Genomic DNA, 11,599 nt, shown 5'->3' with positions numbered 1-11,599 from the left:
GAACGTCAAAAGAGGCCGATTTAGCTTATGAAAGCAGCGTTTCTTCCGGACCGGGGCGTGGTCAAGGTCAGTGGCGAGGATGCCCGCACCTTCCTCAACGGCCTCGTCACCACAGACGTCACGCTGCTGCGGCCCGGCCTTGGCCGGTTCGGCGCACTGCTGACACCGCAGGGCAAAATTACGGTCGATTTCCTGATCACCGAAGCTCCCGCCGGCCATGGCGGCGGTTTTCTGATCGATGTGCCGCTCCCGCTGGCGCAGGGCCTTGCCGACAAGCTCGGCTTCTACAAGCTGCGCGCCAAGGTGACGGTGGAGAACATCTCCGCTGATATGGGCGTGGTGGCGGTATGGGACGGGGAGCCAGCCGTGAAGCCGGATCTCGCCTTTGCCGATCCGCGGCATGAGACGCTGGGCTGGCGCATCCTCGCGCCCGAGGACCTCACACACACGGTGGCCGAACTGATCGGCGCCGATCTGGTGGAAAGCGACGCCTACGAAGCTCATCGCATCGCCACGGGCGTACCGCGCGGCGGGCTCGATTTCATGTACAGCGACGCGTTTCCGCACGAGACCAATATGGATCGCCTGCACGGCGTCGATTTCGACAAGGGCTGCTATGTCGGCCAGGAAGTGGTGTCGCGGATGCAGCATCGCGGCACCGCGCGCACGCGCATCGTGCGCGTTACGCTCGAAGACTTCTCGCCGGAAACCGGGGTCACCGTTCTCGGCGGCGACAAGCAGGTCGGCACCATGGGATCGACCGCCGGCGGCCATGGCCTCGCGCTGGTCCGGATCGACCGCGTCGCGGACGCGCTCGATGCAGGACAGGCGTTGACGGCCGGCGGCCTTGCGATCCGGCTGACCGACCCGAACGACGTTCGCATCCCGCCGAAGCAGACGGTCGCATGAGCAAATTCCGATGAGCCGATCCGCGCGCCTGCACCCCGACGGCAAAACACGCTGCCCATGGCCGGGCGAAGACCCGTTCTATATGGCTTATCACGACACAGAATGGGGCGTGCCGGAGTATGACGACCGCGCGCTCTATGAAAAGCTGATCCTCGACGGCTTTCAGGCCGGGCTGTCGTGGATCACGATCCTGCGCAAGCGCGAAAACTTCCGCAAGGCGTTCGACGATTTCCAGCCGGAAAAGATCGCCCGCTACAACGAAAAGAAAGTCCATGCGCTGATGAACGACGCCGGCATCGTGCGCAACCGTTCCAAGATCGAAGGCGCCGTCAACAGCGCCAAGGGCTATCTGAAGATCATGGAGGAAGGCCCTGGTTTCTCTAAGTTTCTTTGGGACTTCGTTGACGGCAAACCGAAGGTCAACCAGTTCAAGACCACCGCGAGTGTACCGGCCTCGACGCCGATCTCCATCAAGATTTCAAAGGAGCTAGGCGCGCGCGGCTTCAAATTCGTCGGCCCGACCATCGTCTACGCCTTCATGCAGGCCACCGGCATGGTCAACGACCATCTGGTCACCTGCTTCTGCCACGAGAACTGCAGCGGTAAACTTCGCAAGCCCCGCCTCAAGACCAAATGACGGCAAGAAAAACGGCAAGCAAATCGTCCAGCATCGCCAACCGCGCCTGGCAGCGGATGCTGTCGGGGCGGCGGCTCGACCTGCTCGACCCCTCCCCGCTCGATATCGAGATTGCCGACATCGCGCACGGGCTGGCACGCGTCGCGCGCTGGAACGGGCAGACCAGCGGCGCGCATATTTTCTCGGTGGCGCAGCACACGCTGCTGGTGGAAACCGTCATGCGCGAGCAGATGCCGCGCGTCGACGTCCGCTTTCGGCTCGCCGCGCTGCTGCACGACGCGCCGGAATATGTCATCGGCGACATGATCTCGCCGTTCAAGGCCGTGCTCGGCGGCGACTACAAGGTGGTGGAGAAGCGCCTGCTGGCGGCGATCCATATTCGCTTCGGCCTGCCGCCGGTGGTGGCGGACGACATCACCAAGGCCGTCAAGGCGGCCGATCGCGGCGCGGCCTACCTCGAAGCTACCCATCTGGCCGGATTTTCGGAAAGCGAGGCCACGCGCCTGTTCGGCCGGGATCCAGGCCTGCCCGAGCCCACTGTGCGCGATTATCTGACGCCGTGGACCGCAGCTCGCGCCGAGAAGCAGTTTTTGGCGCGATTCAAGCTGCTGCTCGGTTGATCGCCCTGCGCAAACCTGCTTTCACCGACCCGCCCGCGGGCCTATAATTGCGACAAAGCCTGCCAGGGAACGCTTCGAAGGATCGCCATGCTTCACGTCTGTTCGCTTGCCGCACTTCCCGAGACCGTAAGAACCACCGGCGCCAGCCACATCCTCACCGTGATGGCCAATGTCGATCAGGTGCAGCGCCCGGCTTCGGTGCTCGAGGCCAACCATCTGAGAGTGTCGATGGACGACATCACCGAGCAGATGGACGGTTTTGTCGCGCCGGCAGATCATCATATCGAAAGGGTCCTGAATTTCGTCCGCAGCTGGGACCGCAGCGCGCCGATGGTGGTGCATTGCTATGCCGGCATCAGCCGCTCGACGGCGAGCGCCTTTGCCGCGGCCTGCATGCTCAATCCGCATCGCGACGAGATCGAGATCGCGCGGCAAATTCGCGCCCGCTCGCCGATCGCTTCTCCCAACCGGCTGATCGTCAGCCTCGCCGACAAGGCGCTGGGGCGCGAGGGCCGGATGCTGCGCGCGCTCGACGAAATGGGCCCCGGCAGCATGACGGTCGAAGGCCGACCGTTCCAGCTTGATCTGGAATAGGGCCAGCGAGCCGGCCACGGTCATGCTTCCAACTGCATCCACTTGCCCCAACCTCATTCTGAGGAGCGCCAAAGGCGCGTCTCGAAGGATGGGCCGCGAGTGTCCCGTTGCCGCCATCCTTCGAGACGCCTGCTTCGCAAGCTCCTGAGGATGAGGACTTCACATATGCCCCACTTCATCCGTCAACTGAGCGGATGGCGCGAAAATACCATCCGCTTTGCACGAGCCTGCGACATCGCCTCACGGGCTTGATTTGAACTTTTAGCGGACAAAGACGCACACAGGATTGCAACCAGGCTGCGGACGTGGCCGGTTAACGCTTTGACGCGCCCGCCTGGAGGCTAGATGTTCGACGACCCCTTCGTTTTCTTCGCGCTCGTGATTGCGATCGTCGCCCTTGTCTTCGCACGGAAGGCCATGAACCAGGTGACGGAGTTGCGCCAGCGCCTGGAGGCAATCCAGGCGGCACCGGCAGCCGCTGCTGCGCCTGTGCCTCCTCCGCTCGCGCCATTTCACACGTTCGAGCAGACCCCGCCTCCGATCCCGCGCGCGGCCGCACCGACACCACCGCCCATCGTTCCCGACACAGAATCCGTCGCGCCCACTGCGCCGTCCGAGACATCAGAGCAGGCCGCGGGCGGCGCGGCGGCACCGCCACCGCTATTGCCACAGCCCGATCGTGGCTTCGAGGAAACGATCGGCACCAGCTGGGTGGTGTGGATCGGCGGACTGACGCTGGCACTCGGCGGATTCTTCATGGTCCGCTATTCGATCGAGGCCGGCCTGCTCGGCCCCGGCGTCCGCACGATGCTCGGCGGCCTGTTCGCACTGGCCCTGCTGCTGGCCGGCGAATGGACCCGCCGCAAGGAAAGCATCTCCGCCATCGAAGCAACGCCGATCGCCAATATCCCGGCCATTCTGACCGCCGCCGGAACGGCAGTCGCGTTTGCCACGGTGTACGCGGCCTATGCGCTGTACGGCTTCCTGGTGCCGGCCACCGCCTTCATCCTGCTGGGACTGGTGGCGCTGGGGACGCTGGCCGCCGCGCTGCTGCACGGGCCGGCGCTCGCCGGTCTCGGCGTCGTCGGCGCATTCGCGACGCCGATCCTGGTCTCATCCGGCAAGCCGGACTTCTGGGCGCTCTACATTTATCTCGCGATCGTCACGGCTGCCGCTTTCGGCCTGGCGCGCATCAGGCTGTGGCGCTGGCTTGCGGTCACCACTATCGCGTTTGCGCTGTTGTGGACTTTCCCTTGCCTGCAATGCGGTCCGTCGATGGTCGGCCCGCATGCGTTCCATGTGCTCGCCGGATTCATTCTCGCCGCGCTGCTGGTGGTGTGCGGCTTCATGTTCGGACCACCCGCGGACGAAGGCCAGGTCGAGCCGATCTCGTCGGGTTCGCTCGCGGCCTATCTGCTCGGCGCGACCTTGATCGTGCTGAACGGTTTCCACGCCGACACCGCGATGATCGTGTTCGGCCTTCTGGTGGCCGGCAGTCTGCTGGTCGCGTGGCGCAGCGATGCCGCCGCCGGCGCGGTCGGGGCTGCGGCTGCGCTGGTGTTTGTCGTATTCGCCGAATGGGCCATTCGCGCCAATTCGGAAATGCTGGTGCTGCCCGGCGGCCCGCTGCCGGGCATCGGACCGAACGCCACGGACGGGTCGGTGTCGCTGCATCTGATTTCGGCCGCGATCTTCGCCGCAGGTTTTGGTGTGGCGGGCTTCCTGGCGCAGGGCCGCTCCGTCGGACCCATCATTCCGGTGATCTGGTCGGCTGCGGCGGTCTTCACGCCGCTCGCGCTGCTGGTCGCACTCTACGCCCGCATCGCCCATCTCGATCGTTCGATCCCGTTCGCGATTCTCGCGGTCGCGCTCGCCGCGGCCTATGCCACCGCGACCGAGATCCTCGCCAAGCGCGAAGACCGTCCGGGACTGCAGGCTTCAATCGCGCTGTTTGCGACCGGCTCGCTCGCAGCACTAGCGCTGGCGCTGACCTTCGCGCTGGAAAAAGGCTGGCTCACGATTGCGCTGGCGTTGATGTCGGCAGGTACCGCCTGGATTTCGACGCAGCGGCCGATTCCGTTCTTGCGCTCGCTGGCCGCGATCCTGGCTGCCATCGTGGTACTGCGGATCGCTGACGATCCGCGCATCGTGGGCGAGGCCGTCGGCACGACGCCGATCTTCAACTGGCTATTGTGGGGCTACGGCATTCCGGCGGCATCGTTCTGGGCCGGCAGCATTTTGTTGCGCCGTGGTGGCGATGATGCGCCGCTACGAACCGTGGAGGCGGCAGCGATCCTGTTCACGGTGCTGCTGGCGTTCATGGAAATCCGCCACGCCGTCAACAATGGGAACGTTTATCGCGGAGGCGCCGACCTCACCGAGGTTGCGCTGCAGGTCTGCGTCGCACTCGCAATGGCGATCGGGCTGGAACGCCTGCGCATCCGCACCGGCAGCGTCATTCACAATGCCGGCGCGATCCTGCTCACGGCATTCGCGGGTCTTGCGGCGCTGTTCGGGCTGATGGGGCTGGAAAACCCGGTTCTCTGGTCGATCGAAGTCGGAGGCACCATTATCAACCTGCTGCTGCTCGGCTACGCACTGCCCGCGGTGCTCGCGCTGCTATTGTCCTATGCGGTGGCGGGCCGCCGTCCCGTCGCCTACGCCAACACGCGCGGGCTCGCTCATTCTCGCGCTGGCTTACGTGACGTTCGAAATCCGCAGAATCTATCACGGCCCCATCTTGTCCACCGGACCGACCACCGGCGCCGAGCAATACACCTACTCGATCGCGTATCTGGCGTTCGGCGTCGTGCTGCTCGGCATCGGCATTCTCTTCAACTCGCAGCGCGCGCGGCTGGCGTCAGCGATCGTCATCGCACTGACGATCCTGAAGGCCTTCCTGATCGACATGTCGACGCTCACGGGCGTCTATCGCGCGCTGTCCTTCATGTGCTTAGGCCTGGTGCTGGTGGCGATCGGCTGGCTGTACCAGCGGATCCTGTTCCGCAGGCAGGTCGCGGCGCCTGAACCAGGCTAAGCCGGTGCGGTTTGCGATTTCTCTGGCGTCGCGTACATAGGGCAGATGGCAAGACCGCGCAGTTTCGATCCCGACGAGGCGCTGGACCTCGCGCGCGATGTGTTCTGGCAAAAAGGCTTCCAGGGCACATCGCTCGACGACATCACCGCGGCCACCGGGCTCGCCAAGCCGAGCCTCTATGCCGCCTTCGGCGACAAGAACGCGTTGTTCCTCAAGGTTCTGGAGCGCTATCATGCGCGCATCGTCGCCCATGCCGAACGCATCATCAACGACGGCCCGTCGGCCCGCGACGCGGTCCACCGCTGGCTGACCGGCTTTGTCCCGCTCTGTTCGGGCGTCAAAGGCAAGCGCGGATGCCTTTCGATCAATACATCGGCCGACGGCGCGGCCGAGCAAAAGGAAGTCCGCAAGCGGATCGAAAGCTTCAACCGGAAGCTGGAGGAACTGCTGCAAGACCGGCTGCGCGCCGATCGCGCGCAATTCGCCGATGGTTTCGATCCGGACGCCACCGCGCATACGATCATGGCGATCTATACCGGGCTGATGGTGCTGGCCAAAGATGCGCCCGATGCGGCGCGCGTTCGTGCCACGCTTGATCAGGCCTTGAAACTGCTTGCTTGACAGCACATCTCCATTATGTACTTTGTAGTACATAACCGGGAGAATGGTCATGAAAGCGATCCAGATCGAGGCGTTCGGCAATCCGGCCGAGGTGATGAAGTTGGTCGACGTTCCCGATGTCGGAGCGCCTGGTGAAGGTGAGGTGGTGATCGCGCTGGAAGCCTCACCCATTAACATGAGCGATCTCCTGATGATCTCCGGTCGGTACGGGTACCGGCCGAAGCTACCCAGCATCGTGGGAGCGGAAGGCGTCGGCCGTATCGTCGCGGTCGGCGGCGGCGTCACGCATCTGAAAGAAGGCGACCGGACGCTCGTACCCTACCCGTCCGCCGCATGGGCGGAACGGATCAAGGCGGACGGGAGCCGGCTGCGGCCGCTTGCCGGCGGCGACATCCATCAACTTGCGATGCTTGGCATCAATCCCGCGACGGCCTACCTGCTGCTGACCGAATACGTCGCGCTGCCATCGGGTGCCTGGGTCATCCACAACAGCGCCAACTCAGGCGTCGGTCGGGCGCTGATCGCGATCGCGAAATCGCTTGGCCTGAAGACCGTCAATGTGGTCCGGCGTGAGGATGTAGTCGCCGAGATCAAGGCGATCGGCGGCGACGTCGTGCTGGTCGATGGACCGGATCTCGCCAAGCGGGTTGCAACTGAAACTGGCGGCGCACCCATCGCGCTCGCCGTCGATGGCGTTGCCGATACCTCGACGATGAACCTGCTGGGTTGTCTGGCGGTAAAAGGTGTTCTGGTGTTCTACAGTGCGATGAGCGGCAAGCCGTTCGTCGGCCCCGCACAACCCCTGATATTCCGCGATGTATCGATCCGCGGATTCTGGCTGGCCAATTGGTTCGACGCCGCCACATCAGACAAGATCACCGCGATGTACGATCGCTTGACGCCGCTCGTCGCGTCGGGCGCGATCAGCTCACCGGTTGCCGGCACGTTCAGCTTCGGGCAAATCGCCCAAGCCGTGGCCGTGGCCTCAAAAAATCGCGGCAAGGCACTTTTCACGCCCGGTTGAGTCGGGCGGCCGCGAGCGATCAGGCTACCCTGACCGAGTTGAGGAACTTGCTGACCTCGAGCTTGAGCCGGTTGCTTTCGCTCGACAGCGATTTCGCCGCCGAATGAACCTGAGCCGAGGCCGATCCGGTCTCGGTTGCGCCGTGCTGCACGTCCGTGATGTTGGAGGATACCTGCTGCGTGCCGGTTGCGGCATGCTGGATATTGCGTGAGATCTCCTGCGTTGCCGCGCCCTGCTCTTCTACGGCGGCGGCAATGGTCGAGGAAATCTCCGACATGCGGCCGATGGTGTCGCCGATCTCCTTGATCGCCGCCACCGAATCCTGGGTCGCGGCCTGGATGCCCGATATCTGCTGACTGATCTCGCCGGTCGCCTTCGCGGTCTGCTCAGCGAGTGCCTTCACCTCGGATGCTACCACTGCAAAGCCGCGGCCAGCCTCGCCGGCGCGTGCGGCCTCGATCGTGGCGTTCAAGGCCAGCAAATTGGTCTGGCCGGCAATGGTATTGATCAGCTCGACCACATCGCCGATGCGGCTTGCCGCCTTCGACAGCTCACTGACGCGGCTATTGGTCTTCTGCGCCTGGTCCACAGCTTCACTGGCAACGCGCGACGATTCCTGAACCTGACGGCTGATTTCGTTGACGGATGAGGTCAGCTCCTCGCTGGCCGAGGACACCGACTGCACATTGGTGGAGGCCTCTTCGGAAGCGGCGGCGACGGTCGTCGCCAGACTCTGAGATCGTTCAGCCGCCTTCGTCAGCGTATTGGCAGAGGCTTCAAGTTCGGTCGAAGCGGAAGACACTGTCTCGACGATCTCGCCGACCGCACCTTCGAACGCATTGGCGAGCTCGCGCATGTCCGCCTTGCGCTGTTCCGCCTGCCGCGCTTCGGCGTCGCGCTGCTCCGCGCGCAACCGCTCGGCTTCAACCATATTGTTCTTGAACACCTCGACCGCGCCGGCCATTTCGCCGATCTCGTCGCGTCGGCCGAGACCCGGGATCGCCATCCCGACATCGCCGCCGGCGAGCCGTGTCATGGCCGATACCATCGAGGCCAATGCCTTTGAGATCGATTGGCCGATCAGAAGTGACAGGCCACATACCAGGACCACGGATAATGCGAACGCAATCAGCATCCAGTTTCTCACGGCATCGCGCGTCGACGCCTCGGTCGCTTCGGCCTCCTTGTAGCGCCGCTCGACGCCCTGCGCGATTTCGACCATCAAGGGTTCAAAGCCCCGAAACGTCTTCATCATGCCGTCGTCGTAAGCCGCGGTTTGCTGGGCCGTCTCAGCCCATGCCGCAAACTCTTTCTGGTACGTCGCCAATTTCGCGGTGATCTCAGCCATGACCGGGGGAGCAATCGCCACCGCGGAAAGCGCTTTAGAGAATTCGGCGGCGGATTTCTTGATCTCCGCGACATATTTCGGGTCGCGTCGCAGCATGAAGTCTTTTTCGTTCCGACGCATCATCAGCATCCAGCTGGTCAGACGCGGATCGTCGATCTCCTTGAGCTTAGTCTCGATATCATGGACGGCGCCGCGCAACGCACCGGACAGGCCCAAAGTCTCATTGAGGCCTAGCTTGATCTCTGCCCCCACCAGGTTCACGAAATCGGCGGCATATTTCTTGAAGCCTTCGTGCGCGGGCCTGACTTTTTCCTGAAGTGCGCCGAGGCCAGTGGCTCTGGTCAACTCTTCCAGTCGGCTGAAGTCACGATCGATCTTGACCACCAGCTCGGAATGCGATTTCGCGTAGGTCTCATTGCGGCGCTGCTGAAAATTCTTCTCGTTGCGCCGGGCTTCGAGCATTTCGATCGAAAGCTGCTTGCTGAGATCGGAAATTTCCCGCGCGCTGTTCGCAATCGTACGCGATGCGTCCTGCGACCAGCTTCCAACCTGATAGATTGCCCCGAATGCGAGGAGCCCGGTCAGTCCGACAATGCCGATTGCCATGACCTTGTGGGTGAGACGAACGGAAAAGCCACGCATGAGGGTTTCCTAATGTCTTAAAATCGAAGCAATTCGGGCCAACGCAAATCCGCCTATCCTTGGTCTGCGCCGTTGCGACCGCGGAAATGCCTAACTGAGAGGCACTATCAATACAGTTTGAATTTCCTGATTAGTCTTAACGCCGAGTCCGTAGGATTACCGAGAACACGTAAAACCTTCGCTAAAATCTACACTTATGACGCAAATGCACACGTGGGTGCGGGCCGAGAATGTTAAGGCCGGGCGCAGGGATGAGACAAATTGGCCTGGCGCCGATCGCGACGGGGCCATGCTCAAAGGGGCAGAAGCGACCGGCGGCCGTTGGACGTCCAGCTTCAGGCGGCGCGCACCGACTCGAGGAATTTGGCGACCTCGAGCTTGAGGCGGGTGCTGTCACCCGACAGCATCTGCGCTGCGGAGAGAACGTGTGACGAGGCCGTCTCCGTCTCGCTCGCGCCGCGTTGCACGTCGGTGATGTTGGCGGAGACCATCTGCGTTCCCTGCGCGGCCTGCTGCACGTTGCGGGAGATTTCCTGCGTCGCCGCGCCCTGCTCTTCCACGGCGGCTGCGATCGCGGAGGAAATTTCGGACAGCTTTCCGATGGTGCCCGAGATCTCCTGGATAGCGCCGACCGAATCCTGGGTCGCAGCCTGGATGCCGGTGATCTGTTGTCCGATTTCGCCGGTGGCCTTGGCGGTCTGTTCGGCCAGCGCCTTCACTTCGGACGCAACGACCGCAAAGCCACGGCCGGCTTCGCCGGCACGCGCCGCCTCGATGGTGGCGTTGAGCGCAAGCAGGTTGGTCTGGCCCGCGATATTGTTGATGAGCTCGATCACGTCGCCGATGCGGGCGGCGGCCTTCGACAATTCGCCGACCCGATCGTTGGTCCTTGAGGCCTGATCCACCGCGTCGCTGGCCATCCGCGCGGATTCCTGCACCTGCCGGCTGATCTCGTTGACGGAGGACGCCATTTCCTCCGTCGCAGATGCGACCGACTGCACATTGGTGGAAGCTTCTTCCGAGGCCGAGGCGACGGTGGTGGCGAGTTCCTGCGCGCGCTCCGCGGTCGCGGTCAGCGTGCCCGCGGAGGCCTCGAGTTCGGTCGAGGCTGACGACACGGTTTCGACGATCTCGCCGATCATGGCTTCGAAGTCCCGCGTGATGCCGTCGACGCGACGGCCGCGCTCGATCTTGGCTTCGGCATCGCGGGCGGCGGCTTCATCGGCGGCCTTCTTGGCGATCAGCGCATCCTTGAACACCTGCAAGGCGTCCGCCATGGCGCCGATCTCGGTCTTCTCGCCGCGTCGCCTCACTTCGGCGGAGAGGTCTCCGCTTCCCAGCGCCTGCATCGGCTTTACGATGGAAGCGATACCATTCGAAAGGTCGCGGACCAGATACATTCCGATGCCGACGCCGCAGAGGATGACAGCGGCGACAATGCTCAATACGAGCCAGAATGAAAAATTATAACCTTCAGCGGCCTGCCGTGTCGCGGTGTCCGCACCCGTGTTGTTGAGATTGATGCCCTTCTCGAGGAATGTATCGGATTCGGCGGCGATGACCGCAACCTTCTTGGAGATCGCTTCGCTCGCCTCATGAGGAATCCGCCCGATACTCCCGCGCGACAACTCGATGACTTCCTGGACGCCGGTGATGTACTTGTCCCAGGCGCTCGCCCAGTTCTGGTAGATCGAACGCTCTTCGGGAGAGGTAATCATCGGCTCGTAAGCCTTGCGATCCTTTGCGATCCTTTCCAGGATGCCGGCCAGTCTCTTGTCGTTGGCGGCCTTCGCCTCCAGCGTTTCCGCCATCACATGCGCGCGGAGCGCAATACGAAACAGATTGATGTCTGCGCGCAGTTCACCCAACACCCGGACGCTCGGAAGCCAGCTCGAGGCGATTTCCACCGTATGGGCGTTGATCACCTGCATGCTGTGGATCGCCAGGAAGCCCATACCGGACATCGCGATCAGCATGAATGCGATCACGGCGATGACCTTGGCGCGGATGGAAAGTGCGGACATGGCTGGCTCTCTCAAACGTTCGAGACGGGCGCCGTGGAATATGAAGGATTGCCGTCAATCTTCGATGCGCCGGGAATATTCGGCAACCGTACGCATCAGGTTCGAAGCGACGGTTAACTTGGAGTCCGTAAAATTACGCGGTG

8 protein-coding genes and 1 pseudogene are annotated in these 11,599 nt (G+C 63.1%); 7 read left to right on the top strand and 2 right to left on the bottom strand.

Annotated features, from left to right (window positions below; genetic code table 11):
• Nucleotides 1–27 precede the first annotated feature (27 nt).
• The 7 genes and pseudogenes from ACPPVP_RS11945 (at nt 28) to ACPPVP_RS11915 (ending at nt 7,442) form a co-directional block, all read left to right on the top strand.
• The gene (locus ACPPVP_RS11945; protein ID WP_426534346.1) at nt 28–909 is read left to right on the top strand and encodes a YgfZ/GcvT domain-containing protein; all 882 of its coding nucleotides are present in this window, start codon (nt 28–30) and stop codon (nt 907–909) included.
• A 10-nt stretch (nt 910–919) separates the two neighbouring features.
• Entirely contained in the window at nt 920–1,546 is a 627-nt protein-coding gene (locus tag ACPPVP_RS11940; RefSeq protein WP_426534344.1) for a DNA-3-methyladenine glycosylase I, read from the top strand.
• A complete protein-coding gene (locus ACPPVP_RS11935; RefSeq protein ID WP_426534342.1) occupies nt 1,543–2,166 on the top strand; it encodes a hydrolase in 624 nt (207 codons plus the stop codon). Before ACPPVP_RS11940 ends, ACPPVP_RS11935 begins: the two co-directional genes overlap by 4 nt.
• Before the next feature lie 87 nt (nt 2,167–2,253).
• Nucleotides 2,254–2,760, top strand: a complete 507-nt coding sequence (locus tag ACPPVP_RS11930) for a tyrosine phosphatase family protein (RefSeq protein ID WP_426534340.1) — start codon at nt 2,254–2,256, stop codon at nt 2,758–2,760.
• A 345-nt stretch (nt 2,761–3,105) separates the two neighbouring features.
• Nucleotides 3,106–5,797: pseudogene (locus ACPPVP_RS11925) on the top strand (DUF2339 domain-containing protein).
• Nucleotides 5,798–5,842: 45 nt separating this feature from the next.
• Nucleotides 5,843–6,418, top strand: a complete 576-nt coding sequence (locus ACPPVP_RS11920) for a TetR/AcrR family transcriptional regulator (RefSeq protein WP_426534338.1) — start codon at nt 5,843–5,845, stop codon at nt 6,416–6,418.
• A 49-nt stretch (nt 6,419–6,467) separates the two neighbouring features.
• Nucleotides 6,468–7,442 (top strand): zinc-dependent alcohol dehydrogenase family protein, encoded by a 975-nt coding sequence (locus tag ACPPVP_RS11915; RefSeq protein WP_426534336.1) that lies wholly within the window; start codon nt 6,468–6,470, stop codon nt 7,440–7,442.
• A gap of 19 nt (nt 7,443–7,461) precedes the next feature.
• On the opposite strand, the gene ACPPVP_RS11910 is transcribed toward ACPPVP_RS11915, so the two are convergent.
• The gene (locus ACPPVP_RS11910) at nt 7,462–9,432 is read right to left on the bottom strand and encodes a methyl-accepting chemotaxis protein (RefSeq protein ID WP_426534334.1); all 1,971 of its coding nucleotides are present in this window, start codon (nt 9,430–9,432) and stop codon (nt 7,462–7,464) included.
• Nucleotides 9,433–9,767: 335 nt separating this feature from the next.
• The gene (locus ACPPVP_RS11905; RefSeq protein WP_426534332.1) at nt 9,768–11,456 is read right to left on the bottom strand and encodes a methyl-accepting chemotaxis protein; all 1,689 of its coding nucleotides are present in this window, start codon (nt 11,454–11,456) and stop codon (nt 9,768–9,770) included.
• Nucleotides 11,457–11,599: the final 143 nt, after the last annotated feature.

Source organism: Bradyrhizobium sp. McL0615 (assembly GCF_049993905.1).
Taxonomy (GTDB): Bacteria; Pseudomonadota; Alphaproteobacteria; order Rhizobiales; family Xanthobacteraceae; genus Bradyrhizobium.
Note: the sequence above shows the minus strand (reverse complement) of the source record. Positions and strands in the feature narration are given on the sequence as shown.